The following is a 22,591-nucleotide window of genomic DNA, read 5'->3' on the forward strand; positions in this document are numbered from 1 at the left end:
ATATCCACAAAATACCTAATGAACAACACAACAGATGCCATGCTGATATTACAAGACATTCACCATGCCTTTAATGGGTTGCCATTATTTGCAGGCATCGATTTGCAAGTACAAAAAAAACAACTGGTCAGTATTGTCGGAGCAAGTGGTGTTGGCAAGACCACGTTATTTAACATCGCCGCAGGGCTGATAACGCCATCATCTGGTGATGTGTGGATCAACGGCAACAACACCACAGGCAAAGCAGGTACGGTTGGCTACATGCTACAAAAAAACTTGCTGTTGCCATTTAAAAGCGTGTACGACAACATCAGCCTGCCTTTGTTATTAAAAGGACAAACCAAATCACAAATTGCCCAAACGGTTAAGCCACAACTGCCTTATTTTGGGCTTGATGGGTTAGAAAACCAATATCCACATCATCTGTCTGGTGGACAAAAACAGCGAGCTGCCTTGCTAAGAACCTATCTGAGCGATAACCCCATTATGTTGCTTGATGAGCCGTTTTCGGCATTGGATTTTGTGACTAAAAATGAGATGTATCATTGGTTTCATCAATTACAACAACGGCTGGAGCTGACTTGCCTTATCATCACCCATGACATTGACGAAGCCTTATTTTTGTCTGATGAGATTTATGTGTTAAAAGGATTCCCTGCCAAATTCAGTCATCGGTTTGTTATCCCTAAATATGATGGTTTTTTAGACAGCCAAGCTTATATTAAACTTAAAAAAAGCATTTTACATGCCATTCAAAATAACATTTCTTAACTAAGATAAGCACAAGATAAACATAGGACACGTCATGCAAAGCATTCAAGTCAAAATTCTAAACCCTAAAGTTGGGCAAGACCCCAATTTTCCCATTCCCCAAAAAGCCACCATGGGCAGTGCAGGCATTGATTTGCGGGCTTGTATTGATGAACCCATTACCATACGCCAAGGACAGACCGAACTGATAGGGACAGGGCTTGCCATTCATATCGCTGACCCAAATTATGCAGGGCTGATTTTGCCACGCTCTGGTTTGGGGCATAAGCACGGCATCGTATTGGGCAATTTAGTGGGGTTGATTGACTCAGATTATCAAGGTGAGCTGATGGTGAGTATCTGGAATCGCAGTGATACCGATTTTATTTTACAACCCGCCGAGCGTATGGCTCAATATGTGGTGGTGCCAGTGTTATCACCAACTTTTGACATCGTTGATGAGTTTGGTCACACATCAATGCGTGGTGCAGGTGGTTTTGGACACACAGGGCGACAATAACAACCAAGACAATAATTAAGACAATAGTCAAGAAATAAAATGGTCAAAAAACAAAAAAATAACCAAGCAACAAAATGGTTAAGAGACAACCACCAACATCGCTAAAGAAACCAGCACATGGAAACCGTCAACTTACCTCACCCGTTCATTATTCAGTACCCACTGTTTAAAGCTTATGATATCCGTGGCAACCATGACCTGTTTACCGATGATTTTTTGGCAGTATTGGCTTATGTGTTTGCTGAGCATTATCAACAAGCAGGGGCAAGTACGGTGGTGGTGGGCTTTGATGCCAGACAATTTAGCCCAATCATTGCAGACAAGCTAACCCATGCCTTAATCACTGTTGGTATCAAGGTGCTGTCTTTAGGGCTTGTCACCACACCGATGATGGTGTTTTGTGCCGAACAGCAAGAAGGTCATGGCATCATGGTTACCGCCAGCCACTCTGCCAAGCATTATGCTGGCATCAAATGGCTCACCCATCACCAATCGCCAAACAGTAACGACATTGAGCATTTTTATCGACGCATGGCTCATGTTCACATCACTGGCGATATGGCGCATGGGCGTATGAGTTTAAATAACGGCACAGACAAGCAAAACCCACCAGCACAGTCTTTAGATATTTTTACCGACTATCAAAAAGCGATTAAACAGGTTTGTCAAACGTTGATTGACATTGACACCAAGACCATGTTGCAAAAACAGAATCAAGGTTTGGCAAATGGCAACTTAAATCACCACACTAAGCCTTTATTGGTGATTGACTGTCTCAATGGGGCAACCAGCGCCTATGCCCAACGGTTGTTTGATGAAATCATACAAATGACAGGCTTTGCCCAATCGGTCATTGTTCTTAATGACAATGCTGATGGTAACTTTCCTAAAGGCAACCCAGACCCCACCGAAGCAAACAGGCTGACAGAACTGGCAAATACAGTGGTTAAGCATCATGCCAAACTTGGATTGGCGTTTGATGGTGATGGCGATCGCTTGTGTGTGATTGATGAACAAGGACGGCTGTTTAGCCAAGACAATCTGTTGTATCTACTTGGGCATATTGCCATCAGTGACACACGCCTGCTTAATCAATCACAACAATATCAATCACAACAAGAACAGAACAAACCTGCTGTGCTATTTGATGTCAAATGTTCACATGTGTTGCCAAAACTGATACAACGTGATGGTGGCACGCCCATTTTAAGTAAAACGGGCAGCAGCCATCTGCGTCATGCGTTAAAAAACGAACATCGACACGCCCTATTTGCTGGAGAATTATCAGGGCATTTTATCTTTAATGATGGGCATTTTATCTTGCATGACGATGCCATGTATGCAGGGGTACGCTTATTGATTTGGTTAAGCAAACACGCTAAGAGCCTAGCCAATATCAGAGATTCCTTACCATCAGTGGTCAGTACTGGTGATGTCTATCTGCCTTTGCCAACAACCAACCGACCCATCATAGATGCCCTATTTGGCTGGTATCAGCATGGAAAATCATTTCTTACCAATACATCAGCAAAGTTGATACAATTAGACACCACCGATGGGCTAAGGTTAGAATATGAACATGGCGTGGGTGTGGTCAGAACATCAAACACCAGTCCAAGCTTGACCTGTCGCATTGCAGGTGATGATTTGTATCATTTTAATGCCATAAAAGCCCACTTAGTCACTTTATGCAAACAAGTAGACACAAATTTGGCAACACAAATCGCCAATATCAACATACATCACTCATGTCAGTAAGCCACATGCCACCCAAACACATGCTACCCAAACCAGCAGATGCCAAAAATACTGCCTTTTTGACGGCTTATCTTTTGCTCATCTAATCTTTTTTTCATCAAACATCAATCAAAAATCTTACCTTTATTCATAATGCCATTAGGGTCAAAGACTTGTTTAATCGCTTTTAGATAACCAATTTCTTCATCAGTGCGTGTGTAATTTAAATACGGTTTTTTGGTCATGCCCACACCATGCTCGGCTGAGATTGAACCATGATATTTTTTGACTGTGGAAAAAACATGATGATTGACGGTTTTGCATTTTTCAAAAAACTCATCTTTGCTTAAGTCATCAGGTTTTAAGATATTTAAATGCAAATTGCCATCTCCAATATGACCAAACCAACAAATCTCAAAATCAGGGTAATTGTTACTCACAATTTGCTCAATATCAGCGATAAAATCAGGCACATGACAAATCAGTACCGACACATCATTTTTATAGGGGGTGAAAACCGAAATGGTTTCAGAAATGTATTCTCGCAACTTCCACAGCTCTTGGGCTTGGGCAATCGACTGGCTCATTACCCCATCAATAATCCAACCTTGCTCCATACACTCTGAAAAAATCGCCATCGCCATGTCCATCATCGGCTCATAAGGTGCTTCAAACTCTAACAAGGCATAAAATGGGGCATCTGTTTCAAACGGTTTTTGTACATGTCCTGTGGCTAAAAGCTTGCTCACCGCCACATCATCAAAAAATTCAAATGCTGTCAAATCCATCTTGGCTTGAAAAGCAGATAATATTTGCATGATGTGGGCAAATTCTGGCACGCCCAGTACCATGACACTCAAATTTTTGGGCTGACGTTCAAGTCTGATTTGGGCTTCGGTAACGATGCCAAGCGTGCCTTCTGCTCCGATAAACAGCTGACGTAAATCATAGCCTGTGGCGTTTTTTGTCATGCCGTTGTTTAAGTGTAAGACATCGCCTTTGCCTGTTACGACGGTTAAGCCCAATACCCAATGGCGGGTCATGCCATAACGAATGACCTTAATACCACCAGCATTGGTACTGATGTTGCCACCAATTTGGCTTGAGCCTGCTGAAGCAAAATCCACAGGATAATACAAATCGTGGCTTTCGGCGAAGTCTTGTAAGGTTTTGGTGATGACTCCTGCTTGAAGATGCACCATGCGATCAGCAGGATAATAGTTGATGATGCGGTTCATTTTATCAAGGCTGATGACCACTTCACCATTACTGGCAACAGCCCCAGCTGATAACCCTGTGCGTCCACCACTTGGGGTGATGATGAGTGATAAGTCATTACATGCTTGAACAATGGTTTGTACTTGTTCGGTGGATTTGGGGAAGATGATGACTGATGCGTTGGGGTCAAAGTGTTTTGTCCAGTCTTTGCCCCAATGGTTTAAGCTATCAGGGTCAGTTTTAATTTGAGCAGGTTCAAAGCCGTGTTGGTTTAAGGTGTCTAATAGTTGATTAATTTTACTCATGGTCTTTGTCATGCTAAAAAGTTAGGGTTAAACTGGGGTTAAACAGTGATTTTAAGTGATTAGCTAACATGATACAAGACACACAAACAAATGATAAAATTATCATCACCCATCACTTCCCTGCCTTGTTACTCTCAGCACTTCTTCTAAGGTTGTCTTACCCGCCAAGACTTTGCTTATGCCATCATGCCTTATGGACGGTGTTTTACTGCGAGCATACCGCTCCAAGTCGTATTCTGCCACTTTTTCATGTATCATCTGTCGCAAGCCATCATCAATAGGGACAACTTCATAAATGGCAGTGCGTCCCTTAAAGCCTGATTGGTTACATTGCTCACACCCTTGGGGAATGGGAATTTTAACTTGTTGATGATTCAAATCTGTGTTTTGCAATAACTTTGCTTCGCTGACAGTGGCATCTCGCCATGTGTGGCAGTGTGGGCAAAGGGTTCGTACCAAACGTTGAGCAACTACCCCAATTAATGATGATGATAACAAAAACGGCTCAACTCCCATATCTTGCAAACGAGTCACTGCACCAATGGCAGTATTGGTATGCAAGGTAGATAATACCAAATGCCCTGTCAATGATGCTTGTACGGCAATCTCTGCCGTCTCTAAGTCACGGATTTCCCCCACCATCACCACATCAGGGTCTTGTCTGAGCATGGCTCTTAGGCTACGAGCAAAGGTCATGTCCACTTTAGTATTCACTTGCGTCTGCCCAATACCATCTAACTGAAATTCAATGGGATCTTCAGCGGTCAAAATATTGCGGGTCTGATCATTAAGTTCAGTCAAGATGGCATAGAGCGTGGTGGTCTTACCTGAACCTGTCGGTCCTGTTACCAAAATGATGCCATGTGGTCGATGGATTAGGCGTTGTAACTGAGCATGGTCAGCATCAGCAAGCCCAAGATAGCTTATGTTCAGTCGCCCTGCCTGTTTGTCTAACAGTCGCATAACCACCCTCTCACCGAAGCTAGACGGCAAGGTAGAGACCCGCACATCCACCTCACGCCCCGCCAGACGCAACGAGATACGCCCATCTTGTGGAATGCGTTTTTCAGCAATGTCAAGCTTTGCCATGACTTTAATACGAGAAACCAATAAAGGGGCAAGTTGGCGTTTTGGGCTAACCACCTCTCGCATGTCACCATCAACTCGAAAACGCACTGACAACCGTTTTTCAAAAGTTTCAATATGAATATCAGAAGCGTTTAGGCGAATGGCTTCTGACAGCAAGGCATTTATCAGGCGAATGATGGGGGCATCATCTTGACTGTCCATCAAATCTTCAGTTTCAGGCACACTGTCTGCCAAACTCATCAAATCTGGGTGGTCTTCTAGCCCTGCGGCGATATGTTGTGACTCACCTGTATTGCCTTGATAAAAAACTGCCAAACGCTTATCAAATTCATTCACACTTAAGCGTTCAAAGTAAGGCATTTGCTTATCACCTTGCTCATGAGCAAAGCGAATGGATTCATTGACAGCAGATAATGGAGTTTTCTCAGTCATCACAATGGTGGCAGGTTCACCCATTTGTGAAGCAGGAATGACCAGTATTTGGTAACGTTTGGCGAAACTGTAAGGAAGTTGAGTCATAAAAAATGGCTAAATTTAATGCTAAATTTAATAATGAACGGATATGATGACGTAAAATATCGTAAAAAGAAAGCAATCGGTTGATAAATTTTATTGTCAAAGTATGCTAATTTTTAGTACAAACATCACTCAAAAGCATGTTCTGATGACGTTTGATTGATTATAATATTGCATTATTTCAATATTCTTATTTTAATCTGTTAAAAATACCAAACACAAAAGGACAAGCGATGCGACTTCTCACCTTGGTTGACCAACTTTTTTTGTTGCTTGAATCACGCACGCAACCGATGCATGTCGGTGGTTTATTTTTATTTGAACCCCCAAAAGATGCAGATCATGACTTTGTCAAAACCTTAATGGAACAAATGCAAACATCAACCACACCGCCAAGCTTTCCGTTTAATCAAGTGTTAGATAGATTATTATTTTGGCAAAAAGATGATAATTTTGACTTAACTCAGCACTTTCGCCATATTGCCCTGCCACAGCCTGCCCGTATTCGTGAGTTACTTGCCTATGTGTCTGTGGAGCATGGCAAACTGTTAAACAAGTCCAACCCCATGTGGGAATGCCATATCATCGAAGGGATTGAACCTGAAACAGCCGAACGACCACAGCGATTTGCCTTGTATTTTAAAATTCACCATTCGTTGGTAGATGGCATCGCCGCCATGCGATTGGTCAAAAAATCCTTGTCGCAATCCCCTGATGAACAGATGACGTTACCATTATGGTCTCTGCTCACTCGCCATCGCAATCAGATTGATGCCATACTGCCAATCAATAAACCCATCAAACAAATCATCAAAGAACAACTTGGCACAATAAAACCTGTCGCTAACGAACTTATTAAGACCTTGAGTATCCAAAAAATTAAAGATCCTCATTTTATCAACACCTTGCAAGCACCCATGTGTATGCTCAATCAACGCATCACCCCATCACGCAGATTGTCCACCCAGTCTTATGATTTGTCTACCTTTAAACGCATTGCTGAAGGGTGGCAAGTGTCGGTTAATGACGTGGTGTTGGCAGTGTGTGCTGGGGCAGTGCGGCGTTATTTACTCCAAAATGATGCCCTACCAAAAAAACCACTCATTGCCTTTGTGCCAATTTCGTTGCGAACAGACAACAGTGCCAGTGGCAATCAAGTATCTTTCTTGCTTGCCAATCTTGGCACTCACTTACATGACCCCATTGATCGCCTAAAAGTCATCAATGGCAGTATGAGAGAAGGTAAAGAGCGGTTTGGGCGTATGAACCAAGCCCAAGTGATTAACTACAGTGCCATTGCTTATGCTTGGGCAGGATTAAATTTATTAACCAATTTATATCCAAAAAAACAAGCATTTAATCTCATCATCTCTAACGTCCCCGGTTCAAAACAAGCATTATATTGGAATGGGGCTAAGCTAAAGGCGTTATATCCTGCGTCAATTTTACTCAATGGACAGGCGATGAACATTACCTTGGCGACTTATATTGATAAGGTGGAATTTGGCATCATGGCATGTAATGATGTGTTGCCCCACACCCAAGACATGCTCAAATACATTGCTGATGAATTGTGTCTGCTAGATGGCATCACCAAAGACCATAAGGCTGGGGCATGTCCTTGAGTTGGTTCATGTTAATTTAATACAACGTTAATTTAATGCAACGTCAATTTGACATCACATCAATTTAACACAATATCAAAACCATCAAAACTCATCGCCCCACTCAGGCACAACAGCCTGCATCAACGACTTTAATAGTTTCACGTTACAGGCAAAGACCGAGCCTGTCTGCATGGCTTGATGTGCCCCTTTATGGTCAACAACCACACCACGAGCTTCATTCACTATCAACTCCCCTGCGGCAATGTCCCAAGGTTTTAACGACATTTCAAAATAACCATCAAAACGCCCTGCCGCCACATAGCTTAAATCCAACGCTGCTGAGCCTAAGCGACGTACTTGGCCACCCATCTCACAGATGCGTGCTAAGCTGTTAAAATGTTGGTGAATGAACGGATAAATCTCTTCACCTTGTTGTCGCTCCAATGGATGCCCAGTGGTGAACAAACCACCTGAAATCTCTTTACGCTCACTGACCTGAATACGGCGTTGATTTAGACGAGCCCCTTTGCCACGGCTGGCTGAAAATAACTCATCTCGCACAGGGTCATAAACCACACCATGTTGAGTAACGCCCTTATGTTGTACAGCAATGGACACACAAAAATGTGGCACACCATGGATAAAATTATGCGTGCCATCTAATGGGTCAATCACCCAACACCAATCGGCATCATGACCATGGCCTTCTTGCAAGCCAAACTCTTCTCCCAAAAATGAATGATTGGGATAGTTATTCTTTAAGGTGGCAATGGTCAGCTCTTCACTGTATCTATCAATGCGAGTAACCAAACCATCTAGCCCTTTTGACTCGATGTTCAGCTCGATTTTGTGGCGGTTATTGTGAGCCTTTAATATCTCACCACCAACCAGTTGAGCAGCTCGTGCTGCTATTTTAACCATAGGCTCCATAAATTTTCTCTCTTTGTTTTAGGGCGTGTTGAACATTGATAACATTGTATTGTATTAAGAATTGTATTGTATTAAGAATTGATAAGAATTTACAATTTTAAGAGTGATGTTTGAAAGTTGATGAGCATTACTTTGGCAGTTCATCATATTAAAGTTGGTAAAGTTTGTAAAATCTGAGCTTGAATGCCCATTGCATCTAAGCCACAATGTGCCAACTGTTGTTCATGACTGCCATGATGAATGAATCGGTCAGGAATGCCAATATTGCTGATGCTCAAATTTGACTTTACCTGCCCATACGCTGAATGCGTCAATAGATACTCATTAACCGCACTGCCAGCACCACCCATCACCGCATGTTCTTCTAACGTAACGACATGAATGGCATGGGTGGATTGATTGTGGCTGTCATTGATAAGCTTATCTAACATTTTTGTGTCTAACGGCTTCACCCAACGCATGTTTATCACCGTGATTTTGCCTATTGGCTGATTGGCTGGTTTGCGTATTGAATGACCGCCATCATGGTCATCATCATGGTCGTCATTGCATGAATCTGCCAACTGCTGTGCCACTTGTTTGGCGGTGGCAACCATCGTGCCAAATGCCAACATCACCACATGCGTGCCTTGTCCCATCTCAAGCACCATTTCTGTTTGACTTTTGCCAATCTCATAACACACTGCAGGACGCTGTATTGGCTCACCCAAGCCTTGCCCACGAGGATAACGAACCGCTGCTGCCCCTTGGTATTCATAGCAAGTATTAAGCAGTTGATAACATTCATTTTCATCTTTTGGGGTGGCAATGACCATATTAGGCACACAACGCATAAATGCAATATCAAACACCCCTGCATGAGTTGCTCCATCTTCACCCACCAATCCCGCTCTATCAATGGCAAACAAAACATCTAACTTCTGTAATGCCACATCATGCACCAACTGGTCATAACCCCGCTGTAAAAAGGTGGAATAAATCGCCACAATTGGCTTAACGCCTTGTGTTGCCATGCCAGCTGCCAAAGTTACCGCATGTTGCTCAGCAATCGCCACATCAAAAAACTGCTTGGGGTAACGCTGAGCAAATTCACTCATGCCAGACCCTTCTTCCATCGCTGGCGTGATTGCCATCAGCTTACTGTCAATGAATGCTTTATCACAAATAAACTGCCCAAAGACTTGAGAATATTTAAGGGGCTTGGGTGATGGTTTGGTGAGTTTGTTTTGCCCATTATTCTGACTGACAGATGACGATGATGGGACAACTGACATCTTAGGCAGTTTGGCAATCGCATGATAACCCACAGGGTCAGCTTCGGCAGGCAAAAATCCTTTACCTTTGACGGTATGCACATGCACCAATATGGGGCCTGATAACTGTTTGACTCGCCCCAACACTCGCATCAAAGTGGACAAATCATGCCCATCAAAAGGACCAAAATAGGCAAATCCAATCGCCTTAAACAAGTTATCAGGAAACATATTTTGGGCAATTTTAACGGCAATTTGTTCGGGTAAGCGTTCAAACTGACTGGGTGTTGGCAATAATTTTTTGGCAAATTGTTGGCTGATTTTCTCCCCCAGTTTTTTTGGCAACTTATTGGTAAAATCACCAATCGCATCATTGGTCATGTGCAGGTAATGCCGAAAACGGCGGTCATCACTTGACAACTTGCGACTGGTGATGATGGGCTTGCCATCAGCATCAATGTCCACTGCCAAGCCACGTTGCCAGAGCGATGCCAAATGCTTAGAAAAACCACCTGTTGCTTGTGAAATGGACATGTCATTGTCATTGAGAACCACCAACAAGTCAGCATGATTTTGCACAGCATCGTTCATGGCTTCAAACGCCATGCCCCCTGTCATCGCCCCATCACCCACCACACACGCCACTTTGGCATGTTTGCCCAAATGACGCATCGCCAAACTCATGCCCAAGCCTGCTGATATGGCGGTGGACGAATGCCCCACACCAAAGCTGTCATAGACCGACTCACCACGCTCTGGAAAAGCGGTTAAGCCATCTTGACTGCGAATACTGGCGATTTTGTCTCGTCTTCCTGTCAATATTTTGTGGGCATAGGCTTGATGCCCCACGTCCCACACCAGCTGATCTTGGGGCATATCAAGCAGGGCATGCAAAGCCACGGTCAATTCGATGACCCCAAGATTTGCTCCAAAATGCCCACCACTGATGCCAGAGGAATACAACATAAATGCACGCAACTCATCTGCCAGCTGCAACAGCTGTGTGATGCTCAAGCCCTTTAAATGGGCAGGGGCATCAATGGTATCTAACAAAGGGGTAAGCGGACGCTCGGTGGGAATGCTGGTAAAGGTTTTTGGCATATGGGTCATGTGGCGTTGACTGGTTGGACGTGGTTCATCTGGCGTATGCTGTCGGCATTGGTCAGTTGCGTGTCTGGTGTCAGAATAATCGTGCATGATGAGCTAAAACGCCTTATTGATAACCGTATTTATATTCATAAAATAACCGTTGCCAAACTAAAAAATGCACCAAAATATTCATCAAAGACATTTATCAAAGCAACATTGATGATTTGTGGCATAATAGCATTTTTTTATCCTCTCGCCTAATGCCATTGAGCTTAATTAAGCATCTCATGGCATAAAAATCACTCAAACTTTGTGAGGTATCGTGTCTTATCAATTCATCAGTCAAGCCAAACTGCCCACTCGTCACGGTATGTTTGACATTCATGTGTTTGAAAACGAACAACAACAAGAGCATGTCATCTTAAGTGTGGGTCTACCTATGCACATTCATCACGATGACCAACATCGCTTAGCCAATGACAAACTGCCCTTAATACGCATTCATAGCGAATGCCTAACAGGCGATGCCTTTTCTTCATTAAAATGCGATTGTGGGCCACAGCTCAACACCAGCATGCAGATGATACAGGCTCATGGCATGGGAGCGATTCTCTACTTACGTCAAGAAGGGCGTGGCATTGGTTTGGTGAATAAAATCCGTGCCTATGCCTTGCAAGACCAAGGGCATGACACCTTACAAGCCAATCTGATGCTTGGCTTGCCTGCTGATGCTCGCACTTATGACATGTGCCTGCCCATGCTCAAACACCTTGGCATCACAAGACTCAATCTCATCACCAACAACCCTGATAAGCTAAGTTATCTCAACGGGTTGGGTTTTGAAGTGGTTAAGCGTGTGCCATTATTGGTGGGCGTTAATGGACACAATACCAACTATCTTAACACCAAACGCAACCACATGGGGCATATGATTGAGCAAGACCTTCAAAAGCTGATATAGACCACACTCAAGGGTGTCTCACGTTGGGGACGATTCATTGGGTTGTCAATTTATTGGCCAGTTTGGTCACCGAATCATCGCTCATGTCCAAGGTGCGAATGGGGAATGGGATATTCACCCGTGCATTGTCCAAAGCAGATTTAATGGCTTTAATGACTTCGTGCGTTGATGCCACTTTGTTGGTTTGCGCCCCATTATCAATAAACCAGCGCACTTTTAAATCAATGCTTGAATCACCAAAACCAACCGCTATCACAGAAGGTTCTGCCAATTTTGAGACACTGTCGGCTTTTTTTAATGCTTGCAAAATCACCTGCTCTGCGGTATCAATGCTGTCTTCATAACCAATGCCCACGCTCACTTCCAGACGGCGGCGAGCATAAGCGGTATTGACCGTTAACACTGACGTGTACAGTTGAGCATTAGGAATCACCACTTGCCTACCATCATAAGTTTTAATGGTGGTGGCTCGCACCTTAATGTCTTCAACCGTGCCTTCATAATTGCCTGAGATGATTTGGTCACCAATGCGAAACGGCTCAGACAATAACAACAAAATACCAGACAACAAATTTTGAAAGATGTCTTTAAAGGCAAAACCAATCGCCACCGAACCAATCCCTAATGCCCCGACCAATTTGGCAGGGGTGAATCCCGGTACGGCAATCACCATGGCAACCATAAAGCCCACAAACAATATCAATGCCCCACCAACACGTTGAAACACTTGTATTAAATTGCGATGAGCCTGACGTGAACCCAGCAGTTTGTTGACTGTCTTTTTAAAAAAATAGGATAATCCCCAAAATACCGAAAACACCACCAATGCCACAATGAAGTAAGGCAACTGTTGCATGAAATCAACAAACATGGTATTGGCAGCAGAAGCGATGGTGGTGTATTCATCAACTTTTTGTACCACATTTTCAGTGATGTTTTGGGTTGCTTGCTGTACTGGCATAACCAACCTCAAACTAATTCATTTTGTCTGCTTGGACAATCTCTATCCAATACCCATCAGGGTCTTTGATAAACGCAATGTGCTTCATGTTGCCATCTTCTGGGCGTTTTTGATAAATGACATCATTCTCATCAAACCATGCAATGGCTGCGGTTAAATCAGGCACACTAAAACAAATATGCCCAAAACCTTTGGGGTCTTGATTGCCACTGTGATAGGCAAAATCGGCTTGACTTTCTGTGCCATAATTGTGCGTCAGCTCTAAAATGCCCCGTTGGCGAAAGGTATGAACCGCCAATTCTTCATCAGTACTGGGTAAATTGTTTCTTTCTTGCTCAGTAAGTTTTGCCAAAAAATACAAATCAAATCCCATGTTCGCAAAACGTTTGACATGCAACAATGTCATGCCCAATACTTGGGTATAAAAACGCAACGACACTGTAGGGTCTTTGACACGCAACATTGTGTGGTTAAAAATAAAACCATCACTTTGGGTGGGAATGGGCATCACACCGTCCACCTGTGGGGTTTGGGTGGGTTGGTTGATTTGACTTGGGTTAGCATCAGAACTTTTCATGGGTTTTCTCCTTTTTTGAGTGGGTGTGTTGAATGTTGGGTGTGTTGAATGTTGATGGCATGATAAACTAAAATTTTAAGCAGTTAAAGCGTTAATCCATCATTCACACTTTTTGGTCTTGTAAAAACTTGAATTCTTTTAAAAATTTTGGCCTTTTAAAAACCTCAGTCGTCTAAAAAATTCACCTGACCAGTGGTAAGGTCGTATTCGGCACCCAAAATTAACAAATCACCATTATCCACCATGTCCTCTAACATGCGTGAGCCATGCTTTAGCTGACTGACCGACATTCGCACATTGGCACGAATGGAACGTTTTATCAGCTCATTGGCATCAGCATCATTGCCTGTGGCAGTCACCAGCTCATGTAAGTTATAAACACTGGGGCGAATGCGGTCCACGATGGATTGTAGGTTAGGGGAATAATATTGCTCAGGATTGATTAAGGCTTCCACACAAGCAGTGACTGCCCCACAATGTGAATGCCCCAATACCACCACCAGTCGTGTGGCAAATTTTTCGACAGCAAACTCAACCGAACCGATTTGTGATGGTGCGACAATGTTACCTGCCACACGGATAACAAATAAATCACCCAACCCTTGGTCAAAAATCAATTCAACAGGGACACGGGCATCAGAACAACCCAAAATAATGGCTTTGGGATTTTGAATTTTGGTCAATTCTGGACACTTAACAAGGTACTGAGCATTGGTTAAGCTATCAACATAGCGCGCGTTGCCTGCTTTAAGTTCTGCCAGTGCTTGCCTGCCCAGCCCCAGCTGTTGTTGGTTTTGAGAAGTCATGATGATATTAATTTCCTTTGTTTTTGTGGGTGATGGGCGGTAATGATATGATGGTTAGGTTGTTAGATTAATGAGACACCGATTATTATACTGGCATACTAAAATTAATGACACTTAATGACACATGGGCGATTGATGACGAATGTTGATGAATGTGCTATGTTACCGCCTTAAACTTTATTAACGCTTGTCATTTAAGTTTTCGTTTTATTAACACGTGTTTTAGGAAGCATCGCATCATGTTGTATGTTTGGTTTATTTTGGCTGGGACATTTGCTGGTGTGTGTGCTGGCTTGTTTGGTGTGGGCGGTGGTTTGATTATCGTGCCTGCTTTGGTGTGGATTTTGGGGGCGTATGGTTTTCCATCTGAGTTTATCCCCCATGTGTCGGTGGGGACAGCGTTGGCGACCATCATCATCACCTCCATCAGCTCGATGACAGCACACAACAAACGTGGCGGAGTGCGATGGGAGGTGTTTAAAAATCTGACCTATGGTTTGGTGGTCGGCTCACTGTTTGGGGCGTGGGTGGCAACGCTCATTAAAGGACAGCATTTGCAGGGCTTGATTGGCGTGTTTGCCATCATCATGTCCATACAGATGTTCATGAAAAAAGCAGATGAGAACATCAAGCCTCTGCCCAGGCCATTTAGCCAGTGTGTGGCAGGTGGTGTGATTGGCATGGCTTCGGCGATTTTTGGGATTGGGGGCGGTAGCCTAAACGTGCCATACCTCACCCACGCAGGTCTGCCCATGAAACAAGCGGTTGGCACCAGTGCGGCATGCGGTCTGCCCATTGCCATCGCAGGGGCGTTAGGCTTTATGGTGTTTGGGCATCGCCATGTGGCAAACATGAGTGAGCCTGTGGCAGGCTTGGTCGGTTTTGTGCATTTACCCGCCTTTGTTGCCATCAGTGTGGCAAGTTTCATCACCGCCAAACTGGGGGCAAAAATCGCCCACAAACTGCCTGCTGGCACGCTTAAAAAAGCCTTTGCTTGTTTGCTCATTGTGGTGGGTTGTCAGCTCATTTATAAGAGTGTGGTTTAAAAAGTCATTGACATTCATGGCAATCCACTTGATGTTAAAGTAACATTAAGTGGTTATCCATCGCCATATTTATCATTGAAGTGAAGTAAAAAATAAAAATTTACTCAAAAACAAGAGCTTATTGTTATGAAGAGCTTATCGTTATGAAATGTTTCATGGATGCAAGGATATTTGTCCGAACCTTGCTACCCCTAACCATCTCTGATATTTTGGTGGATAAGAGATATTTATCCAGATGATTGGTGGTAAAATCAAAACAAAAGACAATTGATAGGTACAACTGTATTTATTACCATATTACATAAAAACCACACCAAACGATGATACTCCGACATATCATCATCTGGTGTAGTTAGGGCTTATCAGTATCAGACTGATGCTTTTTCACAATCAATAAAAGGAAAAAACTTATGAAAAAACTTTCAATCCTAGCACTAAGTGCTACCGTAGCCATCGCTCCTGCATTTGCAGAGACGACTTCTCATTATACCACACCGAGTGTGGATACACAAACAATCGTATTACCCCAAACAACTGTTTCCGCCACAACCCCACAAGCCGACCTATCTTTTGCTTTTGATAATGTAGAAAATCTACAAGCGACAGACATGACACTTGCAGAAATGCAAGAGACGGAGGGGGCGGCGTTGCCACTAGCGTATATGGGTGGTGCCGCTCTATTTGGAAGCATGGTTAATGTTAATACATATGTAAGGGCTGTACCCCAGTCTCAAAGAACTTTGGGTGGTTACGCTACTGCGATTGGTAGTGGGGCAGTAGGCGGAGCATTGACTGCAACACCAATAGGAGCTATGAGAGCTGCTTTTCTAGGTGGAGGTGTGGCACTTGCGGGGAGTGGTGTTTCTGTTACCATGAAAAAGTAGCATCCCGTAATATTATTTACAAGAAAGAAAGTGCTTTTGAATGATGTGCTTTCTTTCAGTGTTTTATGCCAACAATTACATAAATAATGATATGACAATTTTTGAAATTATATACTACATACTTCTGTTCTCAATATATCCTAGCTTAGTTTTCTTCTTTAATAGAGAAAATTTATCAATTAAAAAGATTGTTTTTTTTACGGCTCTCTTATGTATAATTGGTTTTATATTTGCAAAAATTATTTATGGTAATTATTCGATAGGATTTTTAATTTATATGGGAGTATGTCCTGCTTTTGGATTATTGGCATTTCATAAAATAAGATATGGTAAATAATTGTGTCAGTTAATAAACTAAAACTAAATTAAGATGTTGGCTATCTTATTCTGTTATAATTGAGATTAAGTAGGTTTTGTAATGATGTATAAACATATTATGATTGTATTTGGGTTGGTGTCATTTTCTTTAACCGCCCACGCCGACCTCCCTCTTACAGTCGATGACCTATTGGCAGACAAAAACCGTTTTAGACTTGATACTGATTTGAGCTATTATAATCATCATCGTTCATCTGTCGCCACACAGGATTTTGAGATGGTGGATTTAGGGCAGGGTCGCACGCTGTATATGCCATCCATCGGCGAGAGTAATGCCAATACCGATAGCCTGATTGCAGGGCTGGGCGTGCGTTATGGTGTGAGCGATAAGCTAGAAATAGGCGTAAAAACGAATGCCATCTATCGTAATGCACGCCACCAAAATGGTGCGGAATTGTCAAAGTCAAGCGACACCTATCTAAACGACATCAGTATCAGCACCCAATATCAGCTCACCAAAAATCATAAAAAATTCCCTGATAGCCTTGTGTTTGGCGAGCTGTCTATTTATGACAACACCCAAGGGCTAAAACGCAAAAACGCCAGCTCCGCCCTTATCGGCTTTACCACTTATACGGTCAATGATCCGATTGTGCTTAGTCTGACGGGTACTTATCAATATCAGCCAAGACGTGAAACCAATACAGGTGGTCATGTGGATTTGGGTGATACAGCAACCCTAAACGGCTCGGTGGGCTTTGCGGTCAATCCCGACATCACGCTGACAGGCGGGGTTGGGGTTCGCCATAAATGGGCGGATAAGGGCGAGCTTGGCAAGCTAGAAAATAACAGCACCCAAACCACGCTAAACCTAGGATTTGCCTATGCCATGACCGCTCGGAGTAACCTAACCGCCAATGTTCGTACGCCCATCTCAGGCGATGGTGGCAGTACATTGTCTGTGGGCTTGACGAGCAAATTGGGTAAATTGCCGCCGCCATTGTCTCAAAAATACCGCCAAATCAAATCAGCAGAGCCTACTGTATCTGCACCGTAAAATCTGTAAATGAAATCTGTCAAAGTTGCCATCATCACACTTGCTTTCATTAGCTCATCGGTTTATGCCAATGGGCAAAGCCTTGTCATCAGTCCTATCACGCCTAAACCCATCATGCTAGGTACGCACGCCACTTGGAAAGACAGTAGAGACAGCAAAATCACCAAACAAGATGTGGACTACTCATGTGGTGCGTCATCGCTATCCACCATCTTGACTTACTTTTATCAACACCCCAAAACAGAACAGCAAATCCTAGATGATATGGCATTAGATGATGTGATGGCATCGTTTGCAGACTTGGCAAGCGTAAGTGAAAAATACGGCTACACCGCTCGTGGTATGACGATGGATTATGACACGCTTGCCAAAATAAAAATTCCTGCCATTGTCTATGTCAATCACAAACGAAGCGACCATTTTAGCGTGGTGCGAGCCATTGACAAGCAAAATGTTTATTTATCCGACAGCAGTTGGGGCAATCGCACACTCACACGCAAGCAATTTGAAAGACTGTGGCTTACCACCGATAATCACACATCAGGCAAGGTGCTGCTCATACTGCCTACCACCCATCACCAAAAACAGATGAGTGATAAAAATTTTACCGCCGTACATGATACTCAGCATTTATTAAAACAAACTCCTGTGCTGTTTAGGCGGTTTTTATGAATATGACATTGCTGTCATTGGTTGTCTTTTGTTGGTGGTTTTTTTGTTGATGGGTTTGGTTAAAAACAAAACATCTCTAATCCCTGTCAAAATTTGCTATAATATCTGCCTTTATCCGATTACCAAAATCACACCATGCGTTTAAAATCTCTTAAGTTGGCAGGATTTAAGTCCTTTGCTCACCCCACGACGTTTACGTTTCATCATAACATCACCGCCATTGTTGGACCTAACGGCTGTGGTAAGTCCAATGTCATTGATGCCATTCGTTGGGTGCTTGGCGAAACTTCTGCTAAGCAGTTACGTGGTGGGTCAATGAGTGATGTGATTTTTGCTGGTACTCAACATCACGCTGGCAAGAGCATGGCAAGCGTGGAGCTGACCTTTGAGCATACGCAAGATGAGACCACAGGTATCCGTCACGAACTTAATTTGTATCACGAGTTGTCTGTACGCCGACAAGTCAACAAAGATGGCAAATCTGACTATTTTATTAATGGCACAAAAGCTCGCCGACGTGATGTGGTGGACATATTTTTAGGCACAGGGCTTGGCTCTGGCTGTTATGCGGTTATTGAACAGGGCATGATTGGGCGGATTGTGGACTCAAGCCCCAAACAGCTTAGAGAATTCATCGAAGAGGCCGCTGGCGTATCACGTTATCAAGCCAGACGGGAAGAAACCCATAAAAAATTGCAAAAAGCCCAAGAAAATCTTGACAGGCTAAATGACTTACAATGTGAGCTACAAAAACAACACAAAACCCTAAGCCATCAAGCCAAAACCGCTCAAAAATATCAAGCCATCAAAAACGAGATGAGCCAAATTGAAGGGCAACTTGCCATCGCTCAACTGTATGCCGCCAAGCAAAATGAACAAACCCTGACCAAACAGTACCAAACCCTAAGCCACCAAGCCAAACAACAACAAGATGTGCTGGCCACACTTAGCCAAAAAGTTGATAAATTAAATGAACGCATTGCCGAACAACAATGGCTAAAAGATGACAAACGTAATACCTTGCATGAACAACAAATGCAAGAACAACAAACTAAGCATCAGCATCAAATCTTACTTGACAAGCAAAATCAACTCAGTAACAACATCGAGCAACATCATCATCGTCAACAGCATCTTACAAACACCCTTGCCAAGCTCACTGTTGAACGACAACAAAAACAGCAACAGCTTGAAGCGATTGACCCCACTCAAAGCAAACATCAACAACAAATTACCGAGCTAAAAAACCAGCTTGCCCCCTTAAAACAAGCATGGCAAGATGCTCAACACGCCCATGAACAAGAACAACAAAAGCTTAACAATGTGGACAAACAGCTTGCCGTTAATGAACAGGCATTGAAGCAACTTAGCCACACTAAGAGCAAATGGCAACAACAACACCATCAATGGCAACAATCTTGGCAAGCATTGACAACACCCACCACATTAAAAATCTTGGGCATACCCAAAGAAGCATTGACCCTAAATAATCAAGATAACCAAGATGAGCAAGATAATAGCGACACTGCTCAAACCCATTTGCTTGACTTACTTAAACAAAAAATCGATAAGCAACACACTCTGATTAGCCGTTATGAACAGCAGTTAGATGAATTAGAAATAAAATACCAACAAGCCCAACACGAACAACAACAACATACTCGACAGCTTACTGAGCAACATCAAGTACTGATAAGCTTAGAAAAACGCCATGCCATGTTAGACAGTGAGTATCACACCTTATATGCCCTTCTTCACCCCAAGCCTATCTTGCACTCGGATAAACCAAACCATGTTCAATCATCAGCCAAAAAACAAACATCACCTAAAACCGCTGGTCATCACGACATCAGTACCCTTTGGCATCATTGGCAACAACGGTCATCACATCAACAACTTGGCCAATGTGTTGAATTAACCGAACTGGGTTTAGCGCATGCTGACGGATTGGATCAATGGTTGGCATTATGGTTAGATGCCATTGTGTTAAATTTGCCAAACGCTTTAACCCACACTGTGCCACAGCCATCAATCAATAACCTTGACATGCAAATATTGGCAACACTAATCAGCCAATCCAGTCCGAACAGTCAAATGACAGCATTGCTCAATACTCAACCAACACAGCAAAAAAATTTGGCTCAAGTAGACGGAATAAATGGGGCAAATGACACTCAAAATGACACTCAAATAGCAACCAAAGCAAACACATTAGCCACCCATGACAAAAAATCCAAACTGCTTACCACTTTGGCTGATGCACACCAACTGCCGTTATGGGCAATAGACACACTCATCAAAACCCCAACGCTAACCGCCTTATCTGGCTGGTATTATTGTTGCATCGGTGAACAGCCACACCGTGAACAACATGAAAACCTGCAAACATCAACAACCAATACCATCATCACCTTGCTATCACAAATCTTGTCATCAAATCAACCATTCACTCTCTGCACAGACACAGGTTGGCTTATCGGTCAATTTGGCATCATTCATTTATCAAAATTGGGACAAGACGGCAGGGGCGGTCACTTCTTAAAGGAACGTCATGCCCAAAGGCAACGGTTAGCACAGCTAGAAAAGATGCTAACCGACATACAAAGCGACATCAACCAACAAACCAAAATCCACAAACAACTCACTTCTCGCCATAAAGACGGGCAAATCACCCTTGAAGAGTGGACAGCACAACTGGCAAATCTAAAAACCGACCACATGCAAGCCAAAAATGACCTTGCCATGTGGCAAGGTGAACAGCATCAATTACAAAACGACCACCGCCGCCTAAACCAAGAAAAAAATCAACTCGATGCCGACTTTACCGAACAGCAACAACATCAAGCCCAGCTAGACGCTAAAAATATTGAGCTAACACAACAGCGACACCGTCATCTCACTGCCATTAAACAACTGGACAACACTAGACAACAACTGCAAACACAAAAAGACCACCTCCACACCACACTCAATGAACTGACCCAAGCACAACAGCAAGCCAGCTTAGCCAAACAACAGCTGGTCATGCAATTGGAGCATCTGCATGAGCAAAGTAAACAGTTACATACCCAAAGCGAACATACCAACCAACGCATTCATCAACAACAAAGTGAGCAACATCAACTCAAGCAACAGTTAGTAAAACTTGATGCTCTGTTAACAAAACAACAATCTGACATTGCTCACAGCAAAATTGAACTGGAAGAACATCAACATCAGCTCACAGAACAACAACGACAATACCAAAGCTTAAAAGATGCCAGCACCCATGCCCAGCAACAGTTAAATGACAGCAATGCGTATCTTGCCACCTGCACCACCGAACTTGCCATTGCCAAAGAACGCCTAAACGATGCCACCATTCGAGTAGATGAGCATGCCAATTTATTAAACACAGGCGTGAGTGCGTCATCATTGTTAGCGGACTTCATCGCTCATAACCGCAAAATTGACAATGCCGATAACCACGCCAAACAACAACGGCTACAACAAGACTACCAAAGCCTACAAATCCAGCTGGGTCGCCTAGGGGCGGTGAACATGGCAGCCAAAGCCGAACTTGATGCCATCACCGAACGCCTTACCCCTTTAACCAAGCAAACAGATGACATTCTTGCCAGTATTGACACACTCACCGATGCCATCAGCACCATTGATGACAAAACCAAACAGTTATTTTTACAAACATTAACAGCGGTCAATGATGATTTAAATAACCTGTTTGCCAACATGTTTGGGGGTGGGCAAGCCAGCTTAAGCTTGGTGAATGAAGATGGACTATCCACATCGGACGCATGGCGGGCAGGGCTTGAGCTGATGGCACAGCCTAAAGGCAAACGCAATAGCCGATTGGCGGTACTCTCTGGTGGTGAAAAAACGCTGACTGCCTTAAGCCTGATATTTGCCATCTTTAAACAACACCCTGCTCCTTTTTGTGTGTTAGATGAAGTCGATGCTCCCCTTGATGATGCCAATGTCGAACGTTTTACAAGCTTAATTAACGAGATGGCACATGAAGTGCAGTTTATCTTTATCAGCCATAACAAGCTGTCCATGCAAATTGCCAATGAACTCAAAGGCATCACCATGCCCAATGCAGGCATCTCCACTTTGGTGAATGTCAATTTAGATGAAGCCGAATACCATCTTGCGTACGAACTTTAAATCAAAACACATTAGCCAGTTTAATGATTGTTTTATTGATTGCTTCATGGATTGCTTCACTGTCCAAGCAACATCTAAGCGATGATGTGATGACGATAAAGGTCAAGCCATGCTAAAATAAAAGGATTTAA

At 43.3% G+C, this 22,591-nt stretch carries 17 protein-coding genes; 10 read left to right on the plus strand and 7 right to left on the minus strand.

The window, feature by feature from the left end; translation table 11 throughout:
• Window positions 1-18 precede the first annotated feature (18 nt).
• The 3 genes from B0682_RS04605 to B0682_RS04615 all read left to right on the plus strand — a co-directional run bounded on the left by B0682_RS04605 (window position 19) and on the right by B0682_RS04615 (window position 3,028).
• Entirely contained in the window at window positions 19-771 is a 753-nt protein-coding gene (locus B0682_RS04605) for an ABC transporter ATP-binding protein (protein ID WP_240494847.1), read from the plus strand.
• 34 nt (window positions 772-805) lie between these two features.
• Window positions 806-1,270 carry a dUTP diphosphatase gene (gene dut, locus B0682_RS04610; protein ID WP_078306869.1) on the plus strand — a complete coding sequence of 155 codons (465 nt, stop codon included), beginning with the start codon at window positions 806-808 and terminating at the stop codon, window positions 1,268-1,270.
• Between the two features lie 117 nt (window positions 1,271-1,387).
• Window positions 1,388-3,028, plus strand: a complete 1,641-nt coding sequence (locus tag B0682_RS04615) for a phosphohexomutase domain-containing protein (protein WP_078306870.1) — start codon at window positions 1,388-1,390, stop codon at window positions 3,026-3,028.
• 104 nt (window positions 3,029-3,132) lie between these two features.
• On the opposite strand, the gene B0682_RS04620 is transcribed toward B0682_RS04615, so the two are convergent.
• The gene (locus tag B0682_RS04620; RefSeq protein ID WP_078306871.1) at window positions 3,133-4,530 is read right to left on the minus strand and encodes an FAD-binding oxidoreductase; all 1,398 of its coding nucleotides are present in this window, start codon (window positions 4,528-4,530) and stop codon (window positions 3,133-3,135) included.
• Window positions 4,531-4,635: 105 nt separating this feature from the next.
• Entirely contained in the window at window positions 4,636-6,138 is a 1,503-nt protein-coding gene (gene gspE, locus B0682_RS04625) for a type II secretion system ATPase GspE (protein ID WP_078306872.1), read from the minus strand.
• A gap of 230 nt (window positions 6,139-6,368) precedes the next feature.
• On the opposite strand from gspE, the gene B0682_RS04630 reads away from it, so the two are divergent.
• A complete protein-coding gene (locus tag B0682_RS04630; RefSeq protein WP_078306873.1) occupies window positions 6,369-7,760 on the plus strand; it encodes a WS/DGAT/MGAT family O-acyltransferase in 1,392 nt (463 codons plus the stop codon).
• 84 nt (window positions 7,761-7,844) lie between these two features.
• Here B0682_RS04630 and B0682_RS04635 read toward each other — a convergent pair whose 3' ends face one another.
• Window positions 7,845-8,672 carry an inositol monophosphatase family protein gene (locus B0682_RS04635; RefSeq protein WP_078306874.1) on the minus strand — a complete coding sequence of 276 codons (828 nt, stop codon included), beginning with the start codon at window positions 8,670-8,672 and terminating at the stop codon, window positions 7,845-7,847.
• A gap of 143 nt (window positions 8,673-8,815) precedes the next feature.
• Window positions 8,816-11,035 carry a 1-deoxy-D-xylulose-5-phosphate synthase gene (locus tag B0682_RS04640; RefSeq protein ID WP_078307085.1) on the minus strand — a complete coding sequence of 740 codons (2,220 nt, stop codon included), beginning with the start codon at window positions 11,033-11,035 and terminating at the stop codon, window positions 8,816-8,818.
• A 349-nt stretch (window positions 11,036-11,384) separates the two neighbouring features.
• On the opposite strand from B0682_RS04640, the gene ribA reads away from it, so the two are divergent.
• Window positions 11,385-11,975, plus strand: a complete 591-nt coding sequence (ribA, locus tag B0682_RS04645) for a GTP cyclohydrolase II (protein WP_240494874.1) — start codon at window positions 11,385-11,387, stop codon at window positions 11,973-11,975.
• A 34-nt stretch (window positions 11,976-12,009) separates the two neighbouring features.
• Here the strand turns inward: ribA and B0682_RS04650 are convergent, their stop codons facing one another.
• From B0682_RS04650 to B0682_RS04660, 3 genes are all read right to left on the minus strand, one after another.
• The gene (locus B0682_RS04650) at window positions 12,010-12,936 is read right to left on the minus strand and encodes a mechanosensitive ion channel family protein (RefSeq protein WP_078306876.1); all 927 of its coding nucleotides are present in this window, start codon (window positions 12,934-12,936) and stop codon (window positions 12,010-12,012) included.
• 13 nt (window positions 12,937-12,949) lie between these two features.
• The gene (gloA, locus tag B0682_RS04655; protein ID WP_078306877.1) at window positions 12,950-13,513 is read right to left on the minus strand and encodes a lactoylglutathione lyase; all 564 of its coding nucleotides are present in this window, start codon (window positions 13,511-13,513) and stop codon (window positions 12,950-12,952) included.
• 164 nt (window positions 13,514-13,677) lie between these two features.
• A complete protein-coding gene (locus B0682_RS04660; RefSeq protein WP_078306878.1) occupies window positions 13,678-14,319 on the minus strand; it encodes a carbonic anhydrase in 642 nt (213 codons plus the stop codon).
• Between the two features lie 239 nt (window positions 14,320-14,558).
• Between B0682_RS04660 and B0682_RS04665 the strand changes: the two genes are divergently transcribed.
• The 5 genes from B0682_RS04665 to B0682_RS04690 all read left to right on the plus strand — a co-directional run bounded on the left by B0682_RS04665 (window position 14,559) and on the right by B0682_RS04690 (window position 22,460).
• Complete coding sequence (locus B0682_RS04665; protein WP_078306879.1) at window positions 14,559-15,365, plus strand: sulfite exporter TauE/SafE family protein; 807 nt, start codon at window positions 14,559-14,561, stop codon at window positions 15,363-15,365.
• 410 nt (window positions 15,366-15,775) lie between these two features.
• Complete coding sequence (locus tag B0682_RS04670) at window positions 15,776-16,249, plus strand: hypothetical protein (RefSeq protein ID WP_066891645.1); 474 nt, start codon at window positions 15,776-15,778, stop codon at window positions 16,247-16,249.
• 418 nt (window positions 16,250-16,667) lie between these two features.
• Window positions 16,668-17,624 (plus strand): hypothetical protein, encoded by a 957-nt coding sequence (locus B0682_RS04680; RefSeq protein WP_078306881.1) that lies wholly within the window; start codon window positions 16,668-16,670, stop codon window positions 17,622-17,624.
• Between the two features lie 9 nt (window positions 17,625-17,633).
• On the plus strand, window positions 17,634-18,296 hold the full coding sequence (locus B0682_RS04685) for a C39 family peptidase (protein ID WP_078306882.1): 663 nt from the start codon (window positions 17,634-17,636) through the stop codon (window positions 18,294-18,296).
• A 135-nt stretch (window positions 18,297-18,431) separates the two neighbouring features.
• The gene (locus tag B0682_RS04690; protein WP_078306883.1) at window positions 18,432-22,460 is read left to right on the plus strand and encodes an AAA family ATPase; all 4,029 of its coding nucleotides are present in this window, start codon (window positions 18,432-18,434) and stop codon (window positions 22,458-22,460) included.
• The last annotated feature ends 131 nt before the right edge of the window (window positions 22,461-22,591 follow it).

Source organism: Lwoffella lincolnii, assembly GCF_002014765.1.
Classification (GTDB): Bacteria; Pseudomonadota; Gammaproteobacteria; order Pseudomonadales; family Moraxellaceae; genus Psychrobacter; species Psychrobacter lincolnii.